Source organism: Streptomyces sp. NPDC046887 (assembly GCF_040644755.1).
Taxonomy (GTDB): domain Bacteria; phylum Actinomycetota; class Actinomycetes; order Streptomycetales; family Streptomycetaceae; genus Streptomyces; species Streptomyces lichenis.
Map to the genome: position 1 here is coordinate 1 of NZ_JBEYXH010000023.1, position 20,948 is coordinate 20,948.

At 74.7% G+C, this 20,948-nt stretch carries 20 protein-coding genes; 7 read left to right on the forward strand and 13 right to left on the reverse strand.

All coding sequences use genetic code 11. The features are described from left to right. Positions 1 to 168 precede the first annotated feature (168 nt). Positions 169 to 1,728: a molybdopterin-dependent oxidoreductase gene (locus tag ABZ945_RS21035; RefSeq protein ID WP_361271783.1), complete on the reverse strand. Its 1,560-nt coding sequence runs from the start codon at positions 1,726 to 1,728 to the stop codon at positions 169 to 171. 189 nt (positions 1,729 to 1,917) lie between these two features. Between ABZ945_RS21035 and ABZ945_RS21040 the strand changes: the two genes are divergently transcribed. Both ABZ945_RS21040 and ABZ945_RS21045 read left to right on the forward strand, forming a co-directional pair. Then, entirely contained in the window at positions 1,918 to 3,048 is a 1,131-nt protein-coding gene (locus tag ABZ945_RS21040) for a BadF/BadG/BcrA/BcrD ATPase family protein (protein ID WP_361271564.1), read from the forward strand. 136 nt (positions 3,049 to 3,184) lie between these two features. After that, positions 3,185 to 3,853, forward strand: a complete 669-nt coding sequence (locus ABZ945_RS21045; protein ID WP_361271786.1) for a nitroreductase family protein — start codon at positions 3,185 to 3,187, stop codon at positions 3,851 to 3,853. 22 nt (positions 3,854 to 3,875) lie between these two features. Here ABZ945_RS21045 and ABZ945_RS21050 read toward each other — a convergent pair whose 3' ends face one another. The 11 genes from ABZ945_RS21050 to ABZ945_RS21100 all read right to left on the reverse strand — a co-directional run bounded on the left by ABZ945_RS21050 (position 3,876) and on the right by ABZ945_RS21100 (position 12,584). Then, complete coding sequence (locus tag ABZ945_RS21050; RefSeq protein ID WP_361271567.1) at positions 3,876 to 4,247, reverse strand: hypothetical protein; 372 nt, start codon at positions 4,245 to 4,247, stop codon at positions 3,876 to 3,878. Between the two features lie 187 nt (positions 4,248 to 4,434). Then, complete coding sequence (locus ABZ945_RS21055; protein ID WP_361271570.1) at positions 4,435 to 4,626, reverse strand: DUF6381 family protein; 192 nt, start codon at positions 4,624 to 4,626, stop codon at positions 4,435 to 4,437. Positions 4,627 to 4,751: 125 nt separating this feature from the next. Beyond that, positions 4,752 to 4,979: a DUF5133 domain-containing protein gene (locus tag ABZ945_RS21060; RefSeq protein ID WP_361271573.1), complete on the reverse strand. Its 228-nt coding sequence runs from the start codon at positions 4,977 to 4,979 to the stop codon at positions 4,752 to 4,754. Between the two features lie 198 nt (positions 4,980 to 5,177). Then, complete coding sequence (locus ABZ945_RS21065; protein ID WP_361271575.1) at positions 5,178 to 5,663, reverse strand: ATP-binding protein; 486 nt, start codon at positions 5,661 to 5,663, stop codon at positions 5,178 to 5,180. A 164-nt stretch (positions 5,664 to 5,827) separates the two neighbouring features. After that, positions 5,828 to 6,337, reverse strand: a complete 510-nt coding sequence (locus tag ABZ945_RS21070; RefSeq protein ID WP_361271578.1) for a DUF664 domain-containing protein — start codon at positions 6,335 to 6,337, stop codon at positions 5,828 to 5,830. Between the two features lie 96 nt (positions 6,338 to 6,433). Further along, on the reverse strand, positions 6,434 to 7,060 hold the full coding sequence (locus ABZ945_RS21075; protein WP_361271581.1) for a class I SAM-dependent methyltransferase: 627 nt from the start codon (positions 7,058 to 7,060) through the stop codon (positions 6,434 to 6,436). Between the two features lie 191 nt (positions 7,061 to 7,251). After that, on the reverse strand, positions 7,252 to 7,677 hold the full coding sequence (locus ABZ945_RS21080; protein WP_361271584.1) for an RICIN domain-containing protein: 426 nt from the start codon (positions 7,675 to 7,677) through the stop codon (positions 7,252 to 7,254). A gap of 153 nt (positions 7,678 to 7,830) precedes the next feature. Continuing rightward, on the reverse strand, positions 7,831 to 8,991 hold the full coding sequence (locus ABZ945_RS21085; RefSeq protein WP_361271587.1) for an NAD(P)/FAD-dependent oxidoreductase: 1,161 nt from the start codon (positions 8,989 to 8,991) through the stop codon (positions 7,831 to 7,833). A 22-nt stretch (positions 8,992 to 9,013) separates the two neighbouring features. Next, positions 9,014 to 11,302, reverse strand: coding sequence for an FtsX-like permease family protein (locus tag ABZ945_RS21090; RefSeq protein WP_361271590.1), 2,289 nt, complete (start codon positions 11,300 to 11,302; stop codon positions 9,014 to 9,016). A 5-nt stretch (positions 11,303 to 11,307) separates the two neighbouring features. Beyond that, positions 11,308 to 12,072, reverse strand: a complete 765-nt coding sequence (locus ABZ945_RS21095) for an ABC transporter ATP-binding protein (RefSeq protein WP_361271592.1) — start codon at positions 12,070 to 12,072, stop codon at positions 11,308 to 11,310. Continuing rightward, the gene (locus ABZ945_RS21100; protein WP_361271594.1) at positions 12,069 to 12,584 is read right to left on the reverse strand and encodes a PadR family transcriptional regulator; all 516 of its coding nucleotides are present in this window, start codon (positions 12,582 to 12,584) and stop codon (positions 12,069 to 12,071) included. The genes ABZ945_RS21095 and ABZ945_RS21100 overlap by 4 nt, the downstream gene beginning before the upstream one ends. Before the next feature lie 125 nt (positions 12,585 to 12,709). Here ABZ945_RS21100 and ABZ945_RS21105 point away from each other — a divergent pair, with 125 nt between their 5' ends. From ABZ945_RS21105 to ABZ945_RS21125, 5 genes are all read left to right on the forward strand, one after another. Next, positions 12,710 to 13,984: an ABC transporter substrate-binding protein gene (locus ABZ945_RS21105; RefSeq protein WP_361271597.1), complete on the forward strand. Its 1,275-nt coding sequence runs from the start codon at positions 12,710 to 12,712 to the stop codon at positions 13,982 to 13,984. A 208-nt stretch (positions 13,985 to 14,192) separates the two neighbouring features. Next, the gene (locus ABZ945_RS21110) at positions 14,193 to 15,884 is read left to right on the forward strand and encodes a glycoside hydrolase family 13 protein (RefSeq protein ID WP_361271600.1); all 1,692 of its coding nucleotides are present in this window, start codon (positions 14,193 to 14,195) and stop codon (positions 15,882 to 15,884) included. A 2-nt stretch (positions 15,885 to 15,886) separates the two neighbouring features. Continuing rightward, a complete protein-coding gene (locus ABZ945_RS21115) occupies positions 15,887 to 17,206 on the forward strand; it encodes an ABC transporter substrate-binding protein (protein ID WP_361271790.1) in 1,320 nt (439 codons plus the stop codon). A 5-nt stretch (positions 17,207 to 17,211) separates the two neighbouring features. Next, positions 17,212 to 18,546 carry an ABC transporter permease subunit gene (locus ABZ945_RS21120; RefSeq protein WP_361271603.1) on the forward strand — a complete coding sequence of 445 codons (1,335 nt, stop codon included), beginning with the start codon at positions 17,212 to 17,214 and terminating at the stop codon, positions 18,544 to 18,546. Beyond that, entirely contained in the window at positions 18,543 to 19,475 is a 933-nt protein-coding gene (locus ABZ945_RS21125) for a carbohydrate ABC transporter permease (protein WP_361271605.1), read from the forward strand. The genes ABZ945_RS21120 and ABZ945_RS21125 overlap by 4 nt, the downstream gene beginning before the upstream one ends. An 88-nt stretch (positions 19,476 to 19,563) precedes the next feature. Here ABZ945_RS21125 and ABZ945_RS21130 read toward each other — a convergent pair whose 3' ends face one another. Beyond that, positions 19,564 to 20,865: an ROK family transcriptional regulator gene (locus tag ABZ945_RS21130; protein ID WP_361271608.1), complete on the reverse strand. Its 1,302-nt coding sequence runs from the start codon at positions 20,863 to 20,865 to the stop codon at positions 19,564 to 19,566. Positions 20,866 to 20,948 lie beyond the last annotated feature (83 nt).

The window sequence follows — 20,948 nt, forward strand, 5'->3', positions numbered from 1 at the left end:
TAAATCAACCCCCCACCACCTACAACTACACCACAACCCAACCCTTCCCTCCCCCCCCCACGTTCTTCCGATCTGGTGGCGGGAAGGCCCGCCACCCCACCGCCCGCCGGAACGGATCGGTGCCCGGCCCCTGTGTACTCGGGGCCGGGCACCTGGCATAGCGGGGGCTCACTCCACCGAGACGACCACCGAGTGCCAGCCGCTGGCCCCGTCCGGGATGGTGCGGGTGCGCTTCTCGGTCTGCGTGGTGCCGGTCCCGTCGGTGGCGCGCACGGTCAGGGTGTGCGAACCGGGCGCGGCCCGCCAGGGGTAGGACCACTGGCGCCAGGTGTCGGTGGAGGGCACGGGGGCCAGGTCGGCGCGCTCCCAGGGCCCGTCGTCCACCCGTACCTCCACCTTCTCGATCCCCCGGTGCTGGGCCCAGGCCACACCGCCGACCATCACGGTGCCGGCGCCCGGGCGGGCGAACGGCTTGGGGGTGTCGATCCGGGCCTGGGTCTTGATGGGCGCCCGCACGGCCCAGTCCCGCTTGACCCAGTAGGCGTCATAGGCGTCGAAGGTGGTCAGCTCGATGTCCTGGATCCACTTGCAGGCCGAGACGTAGCCGTACAGCCCGGGCACCACCATACGGACCGGGAAGCCGTGGTCGAACGGGAGCGGTTCGCCGTTCATCCCGACGGCCAGCAGCGCGTCCCGCCCGTCCATGACGTCCTCCACGGGCGTGCCGATGGTCATCCCGTCCACCGAACGGGAGACCAGCTGGTCGGCCGGGCCGCCCCGGGACGGCGGGCGCACCCCGGCCTCCGCCAGCAGTTCCCTCAGCCGTACCCCGATCCAGCGGGCGTGGCCGGCGTACGGCCCGCCGACCTCGTTGGACACACAGGTCAGGGTGATGTCCCGTTCGATCAGCTCCCGTCCCAGCAGGTCCTGGAAGGAGAGGCTGAGCGGCCGGCGCACGCCCTGCCCATGGATGCGCAACCGCCACGCCCCGGCGTCCACCTTGGGCACCACCAGGGCCGTGTCCACCCGGTAGAAGTCGCGGTTGGGCGTGGTGAAGGCGGAGATGCCGGGGATACGGAGCTGGGCGCCCCGGGGCAGCGGGGCGGCGGGCTCCCGGGGCGCGGGCAGCACCACGGCCGCCCGGGAGGCGGCCGCGTTCTCGGCCCTCGCCCCGCCGAGCAGCCGCCCGGCCACCCCCGCGCCGGTGGACGCGGCGGCCGCGGCGCTCGCCGCGACCAGGAACCGGCGGCGGTCCCAGCCCGTCTCCGCCTCACCGTCGGAAGCGGCCTCCCGGGACGGGGCCGGAAGCCGGCCGCTCAGCAGATACAGCAGGGCCGCGCCCGCCACCGCCCCGGTGAGCGACGGCAGGGCGTCGGCGTACGAGTCGGAGTCCGGGCGGCCGATCGCCGCGAGCGCGCCGACCACCCCGAACAGCAGGATGCCGGCCGCTCCGGCCCGCCGATGCCGCCCGGCGAGCAGCCCCAGGCCGGCCGCGAGCAGCGCGATGACGGCGAGCATGCCCCAGAGCAGGACCGCCTTGTCGTTCTCGCCGAAGCTGCGGATCGCCCAGTCCTTGACGGGCGCCGGAGTACGGTCGATGGCGGCGCCGCCCACCGCGGTCACCGGGCCCGCGCCGGGCCGGACGAGCCCGGCCACCAGTTCGGCGACGGCCAGCGCGGCGTACCCGGCCAGCAGCCCGCTCACTCCGGCGAGCAGCGGGCGCACCACCCGGGCGCCCCCGAAGCGCGGCGGGCGGGGCGGTCGGGGCGGGTGGGACGGAGGTGCGGTCGAGGTGGTCACACCCTGCGTTCGGAGCGCGGGGGCTCCCGGATGGGCCCGAGAGCCCGCGGGACGCGCGAAGAGGGCCCCGAGGACACTCCGTTGAAGCCTGCCCCGGGCACCGGTAGGTTCCGGCGCATGGAGCGGACAGCGGGAGCGCGGACCGTGGGCCCGGCGGTTGCGGGCCCGGAGGAGCCGGCGGCGCCGGGCCGGCGGGCACGGGTACGGCCGCCGACCGGGACCTGTCTGGCCGCGGTGGACGTGGGCGGCACCGGTAGCCGGATCCGTCTGCTCTGGGAGCCGGGTGAGGGGGCGGGCCCCCGGACCGTGGAGCTCCGCGCACCGGGGCGGACCGTCGGGGCGGCGGGCATCGACACCGGTGCCCTGCTGGACGGTCTGGCCGGGGCCCTGGAGGAGGCGGGGGCCGCCCTGCCGCGCCCGCTGCCCCCGGTGGCGGCGGTCGGGGTGGGGCTGAGCGGGTTGCTCCATCTCACCGCCGAACCGGAGGAGGTCTGCCGGGGCCTGGCGGGGCTCTTCGGTGCCGAGCGGGTGGTGCTCGCCGCCGATGTGGTGACCTCCTACGTCGGTGCCCTCGGCTTCCGCCCCGGGGCCGTGGTGGCCGCCGGCACGGGTGCGGTGGCCCTCGGCACGGACCTCGCCGGACGGTGGATCCACCGGGACGGCTGGGGGCATCTGCTGGGTGACGAGGGCGCCGGCGCCTGGATCGGGCAGCGGGGGCTGCGGGCCGCGGCCCGCGCCCACGACGGACGGCCGGGCGGCTCGGCGGCCCTGCTGGCGGCGGCCGTCGAGCGCTTCGGCCCGCCGGAGGGCTGGCCGGCCCTGCTGTACCCGTACGGGGACGTCGCCGGGCGGATGGCCGCCTTCGCCCCCGACACGGCCGCCGCGGCCCGGGGCGGCGACCCGGTCGCCCTCGGCATCTGGCGGCGGGCCGCGGAGCAGCTGGCCGCCACCGTGGTGTCCGCCCTGCCCGAGGGGCCGAAGACCAGGGAGAGGTCGGGGAGCCGGGGGCCGGTGGTGTCCTGGTGCGGCAGCCTGTTCGCCGCCGGCGACCTGCTCGGGGCGCCGTTCCGGGAGGCGGTGGCCGCCGCCCGTCCGGACGTCCGGGTGGTGCCGCCCGCGGGCTCCTCGCTGGACGGCGCCCTCGCGCTGGCGAGGATCGGCGCGGCCGAGCCGGACCGGTTGCCGGACGCCGCCCCGTACCTCCGGGTCCGGACCTACGGCACCCGCCGGGGCGGCGGGCGGTCGTGAGTCCTGCCGGCCGACCCCTCCCCCACCTCGGCCGTTCGGCCTACACTTCGCGATCATGACTTCCGAAGCTTCCGCAGCGCACCCGGCACCGGCGGACACCGGCGGCCCGGCAGCGGCCCCCGAGCTCTTCGCCACCATGTCCACCATGCGGGCCATGCGGCGCCTCAAGGCCGACCCGGTCCCGGACGAGCTGCTCGACCGGCTCGTCCAGGCGGCCGTCTGGGGCCCCAGCGGCGGCAACATGCAGCGGTTCGAGTACGTGGTGGTGACCGACCGCGCGGTCATGGCGGAGCTGGCACCGCTGTGGCGGCGGTGTGTGGACGCCTATCTCGCGACCACCGGCAAGTACGCGCCCTCGGGCATGGACGAGGCCGCCTACCGGCGGATGGTCGCCGCCATCGAGTACCAGCGCGACCACTTCGCGGGCACCCCGGCGCTGATCGTGCCCTGCTACCAGTTCCCGCCGCCGCGTATCGAGGAGGAGGGGCTGCGGGCCTCCGCCGAGGCGCTGGGACCCCAGGCCGCGGAGCGGATGGTCACCGGCCAGACCCGCTTCCAGGCGCTGGCGGAGGGCTCCTGCGTCTACCCGGGCGTGCAGAACCTGCTGCTGGCGGCGCGCGCTCTGGGCCTGGCCGCCAACATCACCATCTGGCACCTGATGCTGGAGGACGAGTGGAAGAAGGTGCTCGGCATCCCCGCCGACATGAACACCTTCGCCGCCGTCCCGGTGGGCTGGCCGCTCGGCAACTTCGGCCCGGTGCGGCGCCGTCCGGTGGCCGAGGTCGTCCACCGCGACCGCTGGTGACGACCGTCCCCACGACGGGGAATCAGTCGCGTTCGGAGGCGTAGAGGGCGGCGGCGCACAGCACACCCCAGGCCGCCGCCACCCCCACGGCCTTGCGCCGCTTGTCCGGCTCTTCCAGGAGCGTGCCGAAGACCACCGCGTCGGAGGCGTCCGCGGCGATCCGGCAGGCGGTGGCCAGCCGGCGCGAGGCGCGGTCGCCGGCCAGGACCATGGCGGCGCCGATCGCCGCGTCCCGGGCGCCCAGCGAGCGGATCAGCAGGGCCGTCGGCCGCGGCACCCGGCCCTCCTCGTCCACCAGCCCGGTGGGCCGGGCGAGCACCTCGGGCCGGGCGACGAGGGCCAGGCCGTACGCGGCCGTGGCCGCTCCGAGCACCCGGGTCAGGGTCGCGGACATGGGACCGCCTCTCACTCAACGGTGGTGATGCCAGGGGCAACAGTCCGCCTCCGCGTACCCCCTGGGGCGTCCCGCACGCACGGCACCGGATCAACGGCCGGGACGGCGTACGGCGGTCGGGCCGTCCGTCCGGACGGCCCGACCGCCGTATCGGCAGGCGCCGGGGCCGAGGAGCCCCCGCGTCGCGTCAGATGATCGGATCGATGTCGCCGCTCGCCATGGCGGCTTCCTGATCGCTCTGGTCCCTCAGGCGGCGGGCCTTGTCCTGGAGCCGCTGCCGCTCCTGCTGGTCGTCGACGCCCTCGGCCGCCCGGTCCAGCTGCTGCGCCTTGTCGCGCATCTGGCGGACCCGGCCACGGGCCTCGTCTGCGGTACTCATCACGGCCTCCTCGAAGAACGGGCTCGGAATCGGATGAACCGGCACCCACCAGGGAAGCAGGGCCGCCGCCGGACCGCACCTCAGGCCCCGGGAGGGGCGGCGGCACGGTCCGGGACCCGGCCGGCTCAGGCCTTCAGCACCGCGTCGTCCTGGCGGTGTGCGGCGAGCTGCCGGCGGGCCACCGCGAGGGCGCTCTCGGCGTCCCGGGTGCCGGTGGAGACGCAGAGGGTGTAGGTCACGTCCTCCATGCGGCGGCGCACCTCCGTGCTGACGGCCTTCTGCGCGTCGAGGGTGCGCAGGGTCTCGTACTCCTTGACGAGGTCGCTCAGAATCGCGGGGTGTGCCATCAGCACGGCGGTCTCCTTCACGTCGATGCCCCCGAACGGGCTCCGCTCGGATACCCGGACGGCGGCATCCCATACCTCGTACAGCCCAATGGCCCCATGCACGTCCGGTATCCGCCCGCCCGTGGCCGGACAACGAGGCGGTGCCCGCCGGAGGGTTCTCCGACGGGCACCGGGAGGCTGCGGGGCCGGTGGGCGGGTGGCGGGTCAGGCGACGCCCGGCGCCATTCCGGAGGGGGCGCCGCCCGGGTCGTCCTGGAGGGCGATCAGGGCGCGGGTGCGCTTGCCGACCGGCTCCCGGCGCACCTCGTACCCCTGGCTCACGGCGAGCACGATCTCCAGGCCGTGCTGCCCCACCCGGCCGGCCTCCGGGGTGCGCGGCAGCGGGAGCACCGGGTCGGAGTCCCAGACGGCGACCTCGACCATCCGGTCCGCCAGCCGCAGGTCCAGCACACAGGGGCCGGGGGCGTACTTGCAGACGTTGGTGACCAGTTCGCTGACCACCAGCTGGGTCACCGCGAACGCCCGGCCGGAGACCTCCTGGCCGTGATCCGCGCTCAGCCGGTCCAGGAACCCGGCGGCGAAGTCGCGGGCCTCGGCGATACAGGCCGGGTCACCGTCGTAGGCGACGCTGGCCGAGACCACATCCAGCGGCGAAAGCCGCTCCGTGGTCCCATCCGTCGTCAGGGGCATGTGCATCGCCTTCCGCAGCCACAGGGTCCGGCACGGTGCCGCGGTTGCGGTCACGACGGCGCGGTTACCCCGCTTCCGCACCCTCACGCCTCGGCGAAACGCGATTTCACGCCGGGAGGGTGGTGACGCCGATCACACAGCCTGGGGGCCTCCCGGCGGGACGGTCAGCGGCCGGTCGAGCCGTCGATCAGCTCACGGATGATGTCCGCGTGGCCGGCATGGCGGCCGGTCTCCTCGATCAGGTGGGTGAGGGCCCAGCGGACGCTGGGTGCGGGGCTGTTGGGCCGGGGGCGCGGCAGCGGTGCGCCGAGGTCGCCGCCTCCGTCGAGTACGTCGTCGAGTACCGCGTCGGCCTCGGCGACCGCCTTCCGGTAGCGGGCCACGACCTCGGCCACGCTGTCCTCGGGCGCGGCGTGGAAGGTCGCCTGCCAGTCGCCGACCCGCTCCCCGAGGAACGTCGCCCGCTCGACCCGGGTGAGGTGGCCCAGCAGGCCGAGCAGATGGGTGCCGGACGCCACCGGCGAGGTGCGGACCGCCGGTTCGGGGGCACCCTCGACCTTCGCGGCGACGGAGGTCCGCAGATAGCCGAGGAAGCCGCGCAGTACCTCGGCCTCGCTGTTCCCGGTACGGGGCGGCGGGGTGTCGCGGCGGGCGCGGTGCGGGGCGGCGGACATGGTGCCTCCTTGCGGTCGCCGGTCGCCGATCGCCGATCGCCGGTCATCGGTCATCGGTCGCCGGTCCGGCGGTGGCGGGTTCATGGGACGCGTCGGTCAGCGGGTGCGGCGGATGAGCAGGACATGGTCGGTGACCTCGGCGGTGCGCCCGTCCGGCCCGGTCGCGGTCCGGCGGAGCGCCTCGGCCCGCTCGACCGTCCACACCGCCGGGTCCAGGTCGAGGTCCGCGGCGACCTCCCGCGGGCTCGGGTACCGGACCTCGGGGTCCTGGTTCCAGGACCACGGGGCGGTCGAGCCGTGGTCCACGACGAGCAGCCGCCCGCCCGGGCGCAGGGCGTACGCGGCGGTCCGCAGCACGGTCGTCCGGTCCAGGTCGAGCGGGGTGTGCAGATAGTGGGCGCAGACCAGGTCGAACGCGCCGTACGGGAAGGACTCGCCCAGGTCGTGGCGTTCGGCGGCGACGGCGTCGCCCAGGCCGTGTGAGCGGGCGAGTCCGGTGAGCCGCTCGACCGCCACTGCCGAGACGTCCACGGCGGTGACCTGCCACCCCCTGCGGGCGAGCCACAGCGCGTCACCGCCCTCGCCGCAGCCGAGGTCCAGGGCGTCCCCGGGCGGCAGAGTGCTCACCGCCTCGGTGAGCCGTGCGTTCGGCCGTGGATCGGCGGCCGGCCGCCGGGCCGCGTGGACGCCGTCCCAGTAGCGGACCGGTGGGGTGGTGCTCATCGGGTCTCCGTAAGGGGTGAGGGGCCGGGAACGGCCTGCCGCCGGGGTACGCGTCCGAGTCTTCCGGGCCCCCGGCCCCCCGGCACGGGACCTTGCCGTTCCGGCAAAAGGGCGCCGCAGCCGGTCGGTGGCCCCGGCGGCTCCGGCGACCGCCTGGGCCACCGAAGCCGCCGACCGGGCGGAGGGAGGGGCTATCCGAGACGGAACTGCTGGTGCGGGGCGTCCCCGCCGGGCCACTGCACCAGCGCGGTGCCATTGTCCGGGCTCTCACCGTGGACGGAGAGGTACTGGCCGCTGTGGCGGTTCTGGAGGGCGAAGTAGCCGTTGTCCTTCTGCACCAGGCGCCACTCCTGGTGCGGCCCGGTCACCTCGCCCCACTGGACGGTCTTCGCTCCGTCCGCGGTGCTCTCCCCGTCCACCGAGAGCGCCTTGCCGCTGTGCACGGCGCGCACCACGTAGTAGCCGCCGCTGGTGGCCTCCAGGTTCCATTTCTGGTGGTCGCCGCCCTGGTACGGCCACTGGACCACGGCCGTGCCGTCGTCCCTTTTCTCCCCGTGGACGGATACGGCCTTGTCGCTGTGCCGGGCGATCAGCGCGGCGGTGAACACGGCGGTCATGGGACTCGCTTCCTTAACGCGGGACACCGCCGTCCCCGGCGGCGGACCCGAACGGACCGGGCCACCGGACACCCTGGCCGCCGAGCCCTCCCCGCAACCGGGAAACCGCTTCAAACCACCGGATAGGGCAATTCTCCTCCTCGTGGCGGCCGTTCAGCGGCGGCGCGGGCGCGGGCCGGCGATCGACTCGGCGAGCAGGCGGCGGCCGGCCGGGGTGGTGAGCACCCCGCGCAGGGCGGTGTCCCGTGCCGCGCGGGCGGGGGCCGCGCGCAGGGTCCAGGCGCGGGTGGCGAGGTCGGTGCGGGCGAGCACCGCGAGGGCGTCGGCGCGGCGGGCGCGGCGCCAGGCGGTGAGCCCGTCGGCCGCCGGACCGCCGCGCGCGGTGGCGGCGGGCAGCACGGCGGCGAGGGAGACGGCGTCCCGCAGGCCGAGGTTGAGGCCTTGGCCGCCGATGGGGCTGCACACATGGGCGGCGTCGCCGATCAGCAGCACCCGGGAGCCGGGGTGCCGTGCGGCGAGGCGCCGCTGGGTGCGGAAGGTGCTGGTCCAGCGGCATTCGCGTACCGTCGCCGTCCATCCCCGGGCCGACGCCTCGGCGGCCAGCGCCTCGGGGCCGTCTTCGAACGGCGCGGGGGTGTGGGGTCGTTGGAGCACCACCCGGGCCCAGCCGTCGAGATGCATCGGCAGCACCACGAGGAGCCCGCGCTCCCCGCCGACCATATGGATTCGCGCCGGGTCCAGCGAGGGGTCCTCGACCCGCAGGTCGGCCAGTTGCCAGGTGCCGGGGTAGGTCCGGCCGCGGAACGCCGTACCGGCCAGGGTGCGCAGGGTGCTGGACGCCCCGTCGGCCGCCACCGCCCAGCGGGCGCGCAGCGGTTCGAGGGCGTCGGACCGTACGGTGACGGCGTCGGCGTCCTCTTCCACCGAGCGCACCGGAACCGAGCGGTGCACCCGTACACCGTTCCGTATCGCCTCCTCGGCGAGCAGTCCCTCGGTGGCGCACTGGGGGACGGTCAGGATGTACGGGTACGGGGAGCGCAGCCGCCCCAGAGTGAAGCCGCCGAGCCTGCGCGTCCCGCTCCGGAAGTCCACCGCGTCCACCGCCCTCCCCAACGGGCGCAGCGCGTCGGCCAGTCCGCTGGGCGCCAGGGCCTCCAGGGTGCGGGCGTGCAGATCGGTGGCCCGGGACTCGGTGACCGGTCCGGGCCGCCGTTCCAGCACCACCACGCCGAGCCCCGCCCGGGCGAGGAGAAGGGCGGCGCTCAGTCCTACCGGCCCGGCCCCCACCACCACGACGTCCGTGTCGATCGCCATGGCGGGAACTCTAGTGCGAGCCTCAGACCACCGCGCTGAGGGTGTCGGCGAGGCGGTGGCGGGTGGCGCGGGCGGCGGGGAGGACGGCGAGGGCGACCGCCCCGGCGACGGCGGCGGCGGTGAGCGCCAGGAGGTGCGGCAGGGGCGGGGCGTGGGCGATGCCCGCGCCGATGCCGGTGGCCCGGGCCTCGTGGTCGATCAGCCAGTGGGCCAGCGGGACGCCCAGGGCGGTGCCGAGGAGGGCGGCGGCCAGGGCGGTGCAGCCGGTCGCGGTGATGGTGACGGCGGTGATCTGGCGCGGGGTCAGGCCGATGGCCTTGAGGGCGAGCAGGTCCCGTCCGCCGTCCCGGATGGTGCCGCCGATGGCGGTGGACAGTTCGGTGAGGCCGATCAGGGCGAGGACGGCGATCAGTCCGGCGACGACTCCGCGCAGGGCGGTGAGGCGGTCGGCGGGGCCGGTGGCCGACTGGATGTCCAACCGGGAGGAGGAGGCCTCGGCGAGGTCGGCGGCCACCGCGCGCGGGTCGGCGCCCGGGCGCAGTCGGAGCTGGTAGAGGGTGGGGCGCAGACCGGGGTGGTTCTCGCGCAGGGTGTCGAGGGAGGTGGACACCACCCGGCCGCCGTTCTCCGGTTCGATACTGCGGCCGACCAGGTGCAGCACCTGGGGGTGGCCGCCGACGGTCAGCCGTATCCAGTCGCCGACCCGGGCGTCGAGCAGGTCGAGCAGCCCCTGTCCGGCGACGGCCTCGTCGGGGCCGTGCGCGGCCCGGCCTTCGGCGATGGCGTACGGGTAGGGGTGGGCGCGGGTGCCGAGGCCGCGCAGGGCGACGGTACCGGTCTGGCCGGGGACGAGGGCGGCGACCTCCAGGCCGGGGTGGGCCGCGGTGACGTCCGGGTGGGCCCGCAGCAGCGCGGCCGCCTCCCGGTCGGTGAGGGTGGCGTCGGGGCGGGCGGTGAGCGCGGCGGCCAGGCCGACCTGCTCGGGGCGGCTGTCGAAGCGTTCGATGGTCGTCCAGCCGCCGAGCGCCACCGTGATCAGCAGCAGGGGAAGGGCGAGGCGCGCGATGGTGGACGGTGCGCGGCGGCCGCGCCCGAAGGCCCGGTGCCAGCCGAGGACCAGGGCGGGCGGCACCCGCAGCCCGAGGGCCGTGCGGGCCGCACCGGAGAGCCCTCCCCCGCCGGGGGCGGCGGTCGCGGGCAGTACGGGTACGGGCGGGACGCGGCCCGCCCGCCAGGCGGCCAGGCTGGTGGCCGCCCCGATGAACAGCACGGCGGCGGCCGGGACGAGGAGGAGGGCGGCCAGGTGTCCGGGCAGGCCCTGCCACATCTGGACCGCGTCGCCGAGCCGGCCGGGCAGCCGGCCGCCCGCGGCCCGGACGAGCAGGACGGCGAGGGCCGCGCCGAGCACGGCGAACGCCAGATGCTGGACCAGGAAGATCCGGACCACCTGGCCAGGGGTGAAGCCGACGGCCTTGAGGACGGAGATGTCGCGGAGGTGGCCGCGCACCCGGGTGCTGATGGCGCCGAACACGGCGAGCGCGGCGGCGAGCAGGGCGCCGAGGCCGAAGAGCCCGAGGACCTGGCCGAGCAGCCGGGTGTCGCCCTGGGCGTCGGAGCGGGCCTGCTGCCAGGTGGAGACATCGCCGACGGCCCCGGCGCCGAGCGCGGTGACGGCGCGCTGGACGGTGTAGTCGGTGTCCTCGGGGTCGGCGAGCCGCAGTCCGACCACCTGGCCCGCGCCGCTGCCCGAGGGCACGGCGGACGGCAGGGCCCAGATCGTGCCGGGCCGTTCGCCGGGGCGGTAGCGGCGCTCGGCGGTCTCGGCGGTGCCGAGGACGGTGAGCGTGCGGCCGGCGACGGTGAGCCGGTCGCCGGGTTCGGCCCACAGGGCGCGGGCCAGGCCCGCTTCGAGGACGACGCCATCCGGGGCGGCCGGGTCGAGCCAGCGGCCGGAGACCATCAGCGGGCGAGCCGTGGCGGGCGGGGCGGGGCCGGTGGCGCGCAGTTCGACGTTCGCCCGGGCGCCCCGGGAGGCGGCGGTGGTGGTGGCGGTGCGGTAGGGGCCGGAGACGGCGGTGACGCCGTCGAGCTTGGCGAGCCGGCCGGTGTCGGCGGCGGGGCCGGTGCGGAGCCAGACATGGGCGCCCGAGGACTGGGTGAAGACCCGCTGCCAGGGGTTGGTGGCGTAGCCGAACAGGGCGGTGGCCAGGAGTAGTGAGGCGACGATCCCGGCGGTGGCGGCGACCAGGAACAGCGCCTCGCCCCGGTGGGTGCGCAGATCGGCGTGCGCCCAGCGCAGCATGGCCCGCACGCCGGTCAGTCCTTCGGGTCGTTCAGGTCGATGACGGCGGCCGGACCGGTGCGGCGGGTGGGCACGGCGCCGAGTGCGGCGTCGTCGGCTATCCGGCCGTCGTAGAAGCTGATGACCCGGTCGGCGGCGCTGGCGAGCCGGGCGTCATGGGTGACCAGGACGATGGTCTGGCCGCGCTGGTGGAAGCGGGTCAGCAGCCGCATGACCTCGCGGGTGCCCTTGCTGTCGAGGCTGCCGGCCGGTTCGTCGGCGAGCAGCAGCCGGGGCTGGTTGACCAGGGCGCGGGCGAGGGCGACGCGCTGCTGTTCACCGCCGGACAGTTCGCCGGGCATACCGCGCTCCTTGCCCTCCAGGCCCAGTTCGGCGAGGAGCTTGACGCGTTCGGCGCGGGCCTGGCGGGCGGGGGTGCCGGCGAGCAGGGCGGGGAGTTCGACGTTGTCGGCGACGGTGAGGTTGGAGACCAGGTTGAAGAACTGGAAGACGATGCCGATGCGGCGGCGCCGTTCGACCGCCCAGCGCGCCTCGCTGTAGCCGTCGGTGCGCTCGCCGTCGAGCCAGAGCGAGCCGCCGTCGGGGCGCTGGAGCCCGCCGAGCAGATGCAGCAGGGTGGACTTGCCGGCGCCGGAGGGGCCGGTGATCGCGACGAACTCCCCGTGGCGGACGTCGAGGTCCACACCGCGCACCGCGTGGGCGGGCGCCCCCTCGCCGTGGTGGGTCTTGACCAGCCCTTCGGCCCGCAGCAGGGGCGGGGTGGAGGCGTCCGTGGTCACCGCAGCTCCTCCAGTTCCTCCTGGCAGCGCTCCAGCCAGTCGAGATCGGCCTGGAGGTGGAGCATGGCGCCCTCGATGAGCAGATGCGCGATGCGGTTGTCCCGGTCTTCGGCCGCGGCCAGCTTGGAGAGGTTGCGCATGGTGGTGAGGTACTCGCGTCGCTGCTTGTTGATGAGGGCGATCTGGTCGGCGAGCCCGGTGCGCGGGGCGAGGGCGAGTTTCATGAAGAACTCGTCCCGGACCCGGGGTTCGTCGGCCGTCTCCTCGAACCAGGCGCGGAGTGCCTCCTGCCCGGCCTCGGTGAGGCGGTAGATCTTCTTGTTGGGCCGGCTCTCCTGGGCGATCTCCTCGCCCTCGATGAGCCCGGACTTCTCCAGCCGGCCGAGGGTGACATAGATCTGGCCGACGTTGGTGGGAGGGTACGCGGCGCCCAGCAGTTGCTCAAGGTCCTGCTTGAGCTCGTAGCCGTGGGCGGGGCCCCTTGCCAGCAGGGCGAGGAGGGGAAGGCGCACCCGTGCTGTCCTCCTTGGCCTGCTCCCGAGGTGATGTGGGCTCTAGTATCGCCCATACCTAACGGGTATACATGCCCGGGACGGGGGACGACGAGGTCCTGCGCCGGATGCTCGGGGAGGAACCTATGCGGTGGATCCATGCCGCGGGTAGGGGTCTCCTGGTCGCCATGGTCATCCTGACCGGGTACGCGGCCTCCGGTACGGCGGCCGGAGGCCGGGCGCCGGACGGCGGGCGCGGCCCGATGACGCTGGCCACGGCCGGCGATCTCACCGGATATCTGGGCCGGGTGCTGGACGGCTGGAACCGCGCGCACCCGAGCGAGAAGGTCACCCTGGTCGAGCTGCCGGACTCGGCGGACGAGACCCGGTCCCAGATGGTCACCGATCTGCGCGCGGGCGCGGGCCGGTTCGACGTGCTCAACATCGATGTCGCCTGGACCTCGGAGTTCGCCGCCGCGGGCTGGATCGCCCCGCTGAACCGCGCCCGCTTCCCGTTGAAGAGCTTCCTGCCGCCGGTGGTGGGCACCGCCACCTACGACGACCGGCTCTACGCGGTCCCGTATGTCACCAACGCCGGAATGCTCTACTACCGCAAGGACGTCCTGGCGCGGGCGGGCGAACGGCCGCCGCGCACCTGGGCGGAGCTGGAGCGCCAGGCACGGACCCTCGCGCCGGAGTACGGACTCGACGGGTACGCGGGCCAGTTCCTGCCGTACGAGGGGCTGACGGTGAACGCCGCGGAGGCGGTGTACTCGGCGGGCGGCTCCATCCTCGGCGACGAGGGCGAGCGGGTGACCGTGGACTCGGCGGCGGCCCGCACCGGGATCGGCTTCCTGGCCCGGGGCGTACGGGACGGCTGGATCCCCCGGGAAGCGCTGGCGTACACCGAGGAGGAGTCGCGCCGGGCGTTCCAGGAGGGCAGGCTGCTGTTCCTGCGCAACTGGCCCTACGCCTACGCCGGGGCGTCCGGCGAGGACTCGGCGGTGGCCGGGAAGTTCGGCGCGGTGCCGCTGCCCGGGACCACGGGCCCGGGCACCAGCGTGCTGGGCGGCTCCAACCTGGCGGTGAGCAGCCACGCGCGCCATCCCGAGTCGGCGCGCGACCTCCTGGCGTACCTCACCAGCGAGCCGGTGCAGCGCCGGGTGCTGAGCGAGGGCGCCCTGCCGCCGGTGCGGGCGGCGCTCTACGAGGACCCGGCGCTGGTGCGGCGGTTCCCCTATCTGCCGGCGCTGCGGGAGAGCCTGCTGACGGCGGCCCCGCGCCCCAAGAGCCCGCACTACGAACAGGTCAGCCTGGCCGTGCAGGCCGTGGCGCAGGACGCGATGGCGCAGCACCAGACGCCCGCGGCCGCCGTGCGGCGACTGGCCGGCGAGCTCGCGGCCATCGCCCGCCGCCGCTGAACGCGTTCCCCTTTCTCTCCGGTCCTAGTTACCTGTTAGGTAGCCGCAGGCGACCATCCCGTCCGCCATAGTCGGACATAAGCCGCAGTCTTCGGCGGATTTCCGCACCATCGTTGACACCCTCTCGACATACCTACCTAACATGCATGCATAACCGCTACCCGCTCCGGATGGCGCGCACCCCTTCGAGAAATCAGGTCAACGGGTGATGCTCACCGCTCCGGCCCACGACGGCCTCTCGCAGCACCTCACACCCCGGTCCGCCCCGCCCTGGTGGCGGGACGCGGTGATCTACCAGGTGTACGTCCGCAGCTTCCTGGACAGCACCGGTGACGGCATCGGCGACCTGGCCGGCGTCCGCGCCGGTCTGCCGTATCTGAAGAAGCTCGGCGTGGACGGCGTCTGGCTGAGCCCGTTCTACCCCTCCCCGCAGGCCGACCACGGCTATGACGTCGCCGACTACCGCGCAGTGGACCCCGTCTTCGGCGACCTGGACGAGTTCGGCCGGCTGGTGGCCGACGCCCACCGGCTCGGCATCCGGGTGCTGCTGGACATCGTCCCCAACCACTGCTCGGCCGAGCACGCCTGGTTCCGCGAGGCGCTCGCCTCCGGCCCGGACAGCGAGGCCCGCGCCCGCTTCCACTTCGCCGAGGGCCGCGGCCCGGGCGGGGACGTCCCGCCCAACAACTGGCACGCCATGTTCGGCGGTCCGGCCTGGAGCCGGGTGACCGAGCCGGACGGCAGCCCCGGCCAGTGGTACCTGCATATGTTCACGCCCGAGCAGCCGGACCTGAACTGGCGCAACCCCGAGGTGCCCGCCCACTTCGACGAGGTGCTGCGGTTCTGGCTGGACCGGGGGGTGGACGGCTTCCGGATCGATGTGGCCGCCGGGCTCTTCAAGCACCCCGGGCTGCCGGACTCCCCCGATCCCGAGGCCGACGCCCGTACCCGCGACTCGGTCAACCCGCTCGCCTGGAACCAGCCCGAGGTGCACGAGGTGTGGCGCCAGTGGCGGGCCGTGTGCGAGGAGTACACGGCCCGGGACGGCCGCGAACGGCTGCTGGTCGGCGAGGTCTCCGTACCCAGTGCCCGCGAGCACGCCAGGTATGTGCGCCCCGACGAGCTGCACCAGGCGTTCTTCTTCGACCTGCTGAGCGCCCCCTGGGACGCCGGGGCCTTCCGCACGGTGATCGACGAGGCGGTCCGGGACATCGCCGGGACCGGCTCCACCATCACCTGGGTGCTCAACAACCACGACCAGGTGCGCACGGTCACCCGGTACGGCGAGTGCGGCACCGAGGGCAGCGGACTGGGCGCCGCGCGGGCGCGGGCGGCGGCGCTGCTGATGCTGGCGCTGCCGGGCGCGGCGTATATCTACCAGGGCGAGGAGCTGGGCCTGCCGGAGGTGGTGGACCTGCCGGACGAGGTGCTCACCGACCCGATCTTCCGGCGCACCGGCAGCCGGGCCCGGATCCGCGACGGCTGCCGGGTGCCGCTCCCCTGGTCGGGCCACGCCTCCCCGTTCGGCTTCAGCGCCGGCGCGGAGAGCGCCAAGCCGTGGCTGCCGCAGCCCGGCTGGTTCGCCGAGCACGCCACCGACCGGGCGCTCGCCGACACCCACTCGTTCTGGCACCTGTACCGGGACGGTCTGCAACTGCGGCGCGGGCTGCCGCAGTTGGGCGAGGGCACGCTGCGCTGGCTGCCCTCCCCGCCCGGTGTCCTGGTCTTCGAGCGCGGCGAGGGCCTGGTCTGCGCCGTCAACTTCACCGCCGACCCGGTGCCCGCACCGGCCCCCGGCGCCCCCCTGCTGTCCAGCGGCCCCTGCCCGGCCGGCGTCCTGCCCGGATCCACCGCCGCCTGGTGGACCGGGGACCACACCACCTCGGAGGTATCACGATGACCATGCGGCGACGGATGGCGACGGCGTGCTGCTCGGCCCTCACCCTGGCGCTGGGGGCGACCGCCTGCGGCGGCGGCCCGGTGAGCGCGGGCGGCGGGAGCAAGGAGCTCAGCGGCCAGACCCTCAGCGTGGCCGGGGTGTGGTCCGGCGCCGAGCAGAAGAACTTCCAGAAGGTGCTGGACGCCTTCACCGAGAAGACCGGCGCGAAGACGCAGTTCACCTCCACCGGGGACAATGTCTCCACGGTCGTCGGCAGCAAGATCGAGGGCGGCAACGCCCCCGATGTGGTGATGGTCCCGCAGGTCGGCGTGTTGCAGCAGTTCGCCAAGAAGGGCTGGCTCAAGCCGCTGACCCCGGCCACCGGCAAGGCCGTCGACGCCGGCTACGCCCCGGTCTGGAAGGAGTACGGCTCGGTCGACGGCACGCTCTACGGGCTGTACTTCAAGGCCGCCCACAAGTCGACCGTCTGGTACAGCCCCGAGGCCTTCGAGCAGGCCGGAGTGAAGCCGCCGACCAGCTACGAGGAGATGCTGAAGAGCGGTCAGGCCGTCTCCGACTCCGGTCTGCCGGCCTTCGCGGTGGCCGGCGAGGACGGCTGGACGCTCACCGACTGGTTCGAGAACATCTACCTCTCCCAGGCCGGGCCCGAGAAGTACGACCGGCTCGCCCGGCACGAGATCCCCTGGACCGACCCCAGCGTGGTGAAGGCCCTGACCACCCTCGGCGAGCTGTTCTCCGACAAGAAGCTGATCGCGGGCGGGCAGAAGGGCGCGCTCGGCACCGACTTCCCCGGCTCGGTGGAGAAGGTCTTCGGCCCCGACCCGGAGGCCGGCATGGTCTACGAGGGCGACTTCGTCGCGGGCATCGCCAAGGACCAGTTCGGCAAGAAGATCGGCCAGGACGCCGCCTTCTTCCCGTTCCCCGCGGTCGCCGGCGGCAAGGCCCCCGTCGTCAGCGGCGGTGACGCGGCGGTCATGCTGAAGGACGGCAAGAACCGGAAGGCCGCCGAGGCCTTCACGGAGTACCTGGCCACCCCGGAGGCGGCCGCCGTGTGGGCGGAGGCGGGCGGGTTCCTCTCCCCCAACAAGAAGCTGGATGTGGCCTCGTACGGTGACGACACCCTGCGGGCCACCGCCGAGTCGCTGATAGCCGCCGGTGACGCGGTGCGCTTCGACATGTCGGACCAGGCACCGGCCGCCTTCGGCGGCACCAAGGGCGTCGGCGAGTGGAAGCTGCTCCAGGACTTCCTGCGCGACCCCTCGGACCCGGCGGCGACCGCGGCCGCGCTGGAGGCCGCCGCGGCCAAGGCGTACCAGGGCTGACGGCGATGACCACGACCCTCACCGCGGGGGCCGCGGGTCCCCGGCGGCGCGCCCAGCGCCGACGGCGGACCGTCGCCGTCGCCTTCGTCCTCCCCGCGCTGCTGCTGCTCGGCGCCCTGGTCGTCTACCCCGTGCTGTTCTCCGTCGGCCGCAGCTTCTTCGACGCGGCCGGGACCGCCTTCGTCGGCGGGGACAACTACACGGAGATGTTCCGCGACCCGGCCACCCTGACCGCCCTCCGCAACAGCGCGATCTGGGTGGTCGTCGCCCCGACCCTGCTCACCGGGCTCGGGCTGATCCTCGCCGTGCTGGTGGAGAAGGTCCGCTGGGCGACCGCCTTCAAGCTGCTGCTGTTCATGCCGATGGCGGTGTCCTTCCTGGCGGCGGGGATCATCTTCCGGCTCGCCTACGAGGAGGACCCCGACAAGGGCGTGCTCAACGCGGCGGTGGTCGGGGTGCACGACGCCTTCGCCGGGACGTCCTCCTACCCGACCGCCCGGCCCCGGGAGGACCAGGGGATCACCGAGGCCCCGGACGGCTCCTACGGTACGGCCGAGGCCGTGGCGCCGGGCCACACGGTGAACCTCGGGCTGGTCGGCGTACCGCCCAAGGAGATGCCGGCCGAGGCGGAGCCCGCGCCGGCCGCGGTGAAGGCGGGCCCCGGCGAGCTGCGCGGGGCCGTCTATCTGGACTTCACCCCCGGCGGCGGGGGCCGCCCCGGGGCGGTGGACCCGGCCGAACGCGGGTTGCCCGGGCTGACGGTGGAGGCCGTACGGGACGGCGGGGTGTCCGCCGCCACGACGACCACCGCGCCGGACGGCTCGTACCGCTTCCAGGGCCTGGCGGACGGCTCGTACACGGTACGGCTGCCCGCGGCGAACTTCGCCCCGCCCTTCGAGGGCGTCTCCTGGCTGGGCCCGGCCCTGGTCACCCCGGCGATCATCGGCGCCTATCTCTGGATCTGGACCGGGTTCGCCATGGTGCTGATCGGCGCCGGGCTCTCCTCGCTGCCGCGTGACGCGCTGGAGGCGGCCCGGATGGACGGGGCGAACGAATGGCAGGTGTTCCGGCGGATCACCGTGCCGCTGCTGGCGCCGGTGCTGACGGTCGTCTTCGTCACCCTGGTGATCAATGTGATGAAGGTCTTCGACCTGATCTACATCATCGCCCCCGGCCCGGTGCAGGAGGACGCCACGGTGCTGGCCACCCAGATGTGGCTGGTCTCCTTCGGCGGCGGCAACGACCAGGGGCTCGGCAGTGCGCTCGGGGTGCTGCTCCTGCTGCTGGTGATCCCCGCCATGGTCTTCAACGTCCGCCGCTTCCGCAGGAGTCAGTCATGAGCGCGACCTCCACCGCCCCTCCCCCGGCTCCGTCGTCGCCGTCCGCCCCGCCGCCGGGGCCCCGGCCCGCGCCTCCCCGGCCACCGGGTGGCGGTCGGCTGCGCCGCCTGCTGGGCAGCGGTCTGGTGCAGGCGTTCCTGGCGGTGGTCGGCCTGGTGTGGATCACCCCGGTCGCCGGGCTGCTGCTCTCCTCGCTGCGCTCGACGGACGACAACGCGGCGAGCGGCTGGTGGACGGCGCTCACCAGCCCCGGTCAGCTCTCGCTCGACAACTACACGACCCTGTTGGGCAATGCGGGGATCACCCGGGCGTTCTGGAACACCGTGCTGATCTCGGTGCCCACCACCGTGCTGGTGGTGGTGCTCGCGGCGCTGGCCGGATACGCCTTCGCCTGGCTGGAGTTCCCGGGCCGGGACTGGATCTTCCTGCTGGTGGTGGCGCTGCTGGTGGTCCCGGTCCAGGTGGGACTGTTGCCGGTGGCGAAGCTGTTCGGGCAGCTGGGGCTGTTCGGCACCATCCCGGGTGTGGTGCTGTTCCATGTCGCCTACGGGCTGCCGTTCGCCGTCTTCCTGCTGCGCAACTACTTCGCCGACATCCCGCGCGAGATGCTGGAGGCGGCGCGGATGGACGGCGGCGGTGAGTGGATGATCTTCACCCGGCTGGTGCTGCCGGTGGGCCGTCCGGCCCTCGCCAGCCTGGCGATCTTCCAGTTCCTCTGGGTGTGGAACGACATGCTGGTGGCGCTGCTCTTCGCCGACAGCTCCGCGCAGCCGCTGACGGTGGAACTCCAGTCGCAGGTGCGGCAGTTCGGCAGCAATATCGATGTCCTGGCGCCGGGCGCGTTCCTCTCCCTGATCGTGCCGGTGGTCGTGTTCTTCGCCTTCCAGCGGCACTTCGTCCAGGGCGTGATGGCCGGCTCGGTGAAGTGAGCCGCCCTTGACCACCTGCCCCCTGAACGCGGGCGGGGCGCCTCTCACGGGGGTGGCACCCCGCCCGTGCCCGTACGACCGGCGGGGGTCAGCCCCGTACCCGCCCCTGGATCGCGGTCTGCCAGGCCGGGAGGACCACCTCCCGCTCCGGCTGTCTCTCCTCCCGGCGCCCGCCCGCGTCCAGGAAGACCGCGAGCGGCAGGGTGGCCGCCCCCACGGTGACGGCGTCCGGGCCGAGCGCGCCGAGGGCGATGGTGGCCCGGCCCGCCGGGTAGGCCAGCGCGTAGGCGGCCGCATGGGTGCGCACCGCGTCCAGGAAGCGCGGACCGAGCAGCAGCCCGGCCCAGCCGCCGACCAGCACGCGCTCCGGCTGGAACAGGTTGATCAGCCCGGAGAGCCCGGCCCCCAGATACTCGGCGGTCTCCGCCAGCACCGCCGAGGCCACCGGGTCGGCCGTGCCGCCCTCCGCCGGGTGGGCGGCGGCCACCAGTGCGGCGAGCGCGGCCTCCTCGTCGGCGCCGCCGGGGGGCCGCCCGCCCGCCTCGCGCCACCGCTCCAGCAGGGCCGCGGCGCCCGCGTAGGCCTCCAGGCAGCCGGGGGCGCCGCAGCGGCAGCGCCGGCCGCCGACCCGTACGGTGACATGCCCCCACTCCAGCGCGCGCCCCTGCTCGGCCCGGTCGGTGACCAGGCAGGCGCCCACCCCGGAGCCGAACAGGACCACCGCGGCGCTCTGGGCGCCCCGCCCGGCGCCGAACCACATCTCGGCCTGGCCGAGGGTGCGGGCGCCGTTCTCGATCAGCACCGGCAGCCCGGCGGGCAGCCGGCAGGCGGTACGCAGCAGCCGCTCCAGCGGGACGGCGTCCCAGCCGTTGGTCTGGCCGTGCACCACGGCGCCCTGCTCCCCGGTGGCGGCCACGATCCCGGGCACCCCGACGCCGATCCCCACCAGCCGGCCGTCACCGCCGGGCTCCCCCGCCCGCAGCACCTCGGCGACGCCGTCGCGAATGTGGGCCACCACCGCGTCCACGTCATAGGCGGCGGCGCCGCTCATCGGCCGCTCCACGCGGGCGAGTTCGGTGAGGGCGAGGTCGAACAGCTCGACCCGCACCCGGGTCTCACCGACGTCCACGCCGATAAGCCGTCCGGCGGTGGGGGCGATCCGCAGCAGGGTGCGGGGGCGGCCGCCGTCGGAGTCCACCGTCCCGGCCTCTTCGAGCAGCCCGTCGCCAACCAGGTCGCCGACCACATTGCTGATGGTCCCGGAGCTCAGTCCGGTGGCGGGGCCGAGCTCTTGGCGGCTCAGCGGGCCGCCGAAATACAACCTCCGCAGTACGGCGGCGCGGTTGCTGCGCCGCAGGTCGTTGACCGTCCGCCCGGTTCTCGCTGCCATCCGGCCCCCTTCGGCCCTGTCCGTGCCCACCGGCCTTGTATACCGCCCATCGGCCGTGTGGGGCGCGGAACTTCCTTCCGCCG

Bases quoted from the DNA above. Each gene is read 5' to 3' on its own strand.
- ABZ945_RS21040 (WP_361271564.1), top strand. From the start codon at position 1,918: ATGGAGCGGACAGCGGGAGCGCGGACCGTGGGCCCGGCGGTTGCGGGC.
- ABZ945_RS21045 (WP_361271786.1), top strand. From the start codon at position 3,185: ATGTCCACCATGCGGGCCATGCGGCGCCTCAAGGCCGACCCGGTCCCG.
- ABZ945_RS21050 (WP_361271567.1), bottom strand. From the start codon at position 4,247: ATGTCCGCGACCCTGACCCGGGTGCTCGGAGCGGCCACGGCCGCGTAC.
- ABZ945_RS21055 (WP_361271570.1), bottom strand. From the start codon at position 4,626: ATGAGTACCGCAGACGAGGCCCGTGGCCGGGTCCGCCAGATGCGCGAC.
- ABZ945_RS21065 (WP_361271575.1), bottom strand. From the start codon at position 5,663: ATGCCCCTGACGACGGATGGGACCACGGAGCGGCTTTCGCCGCTGGAT.
- ABZ945_RS21070 (WP_361271578.1), bottom strand. From the start codon at position 6,337: ATGTCCGCCGCCCCGCACCGCGCCCGCCGCGACACCCCGCCGCCCCGT.
- ABZ945_RS21075 (WP_361271581.1), bottom strand. From the start codon at position 7,060: ATGAGCACCACCCCACCGGTCCGCTACTGGGACGGCGTCCACGCGGCC.
- ABZ945_RS21080 (WP_361271584.1), bottom strand. From the start codon at position 7,677: ATGACCGCCGTGTTCACCGCCGCGCTGATCGCCCGGCACAGCGACAAG.
- ABZ945_RS21085 (WP_361271587.1), bottom strand. From the start codon at position 8,991: ATGGCGATCGACACGGACGTCGTGGTGGTGGGGGCCGGGCCGGTAGGA.
- ABZ945_RS21105 (WP_361271597.1), top strand. From the start codon at position 12,710: ATGCGGTGGATCCATGCCGCGGGTAGGGGTCTCCTGGTCGCCATGGTC.
- ABZ945_RS21110 (WP_361271600.1), top strand. From the start codon at position 14,193: ATGCTCACCGCTCCGGCCCACGACGGCCTCTCGCAGCACCTCACACCC.
- ABZ945_RS21115 (WP_361271790.1), top strand. From the start codon at position 15,887: ATGCGGCGACGGATGGCGACGGCGTGCTGCTCGGCCCTCACCCTGGCG.
- ABZ945_RS21120 (WP_361271603.1), top strand. From the start codon at position 17,212: ATGACCACGACCCTCACCGCGGGGGCCGCGGGTCCCCGGCGGCGCGCC.
- ABZ945_RS21125 (WP_361271605.1), top strand. From the start codon at position 18,543: ATGAGCGCGACCTCCACCGCCCCTCCCCCGGCTCCGTCGTCGCCGTCC.
- ABZ945_RS21130 (WP_361271608.1), bottom strand. From the start codon at position 20,865: ATGGCAGCGAGAACCGGGCGGACGGTCAACGACCTGCGGCGCAGCAAC.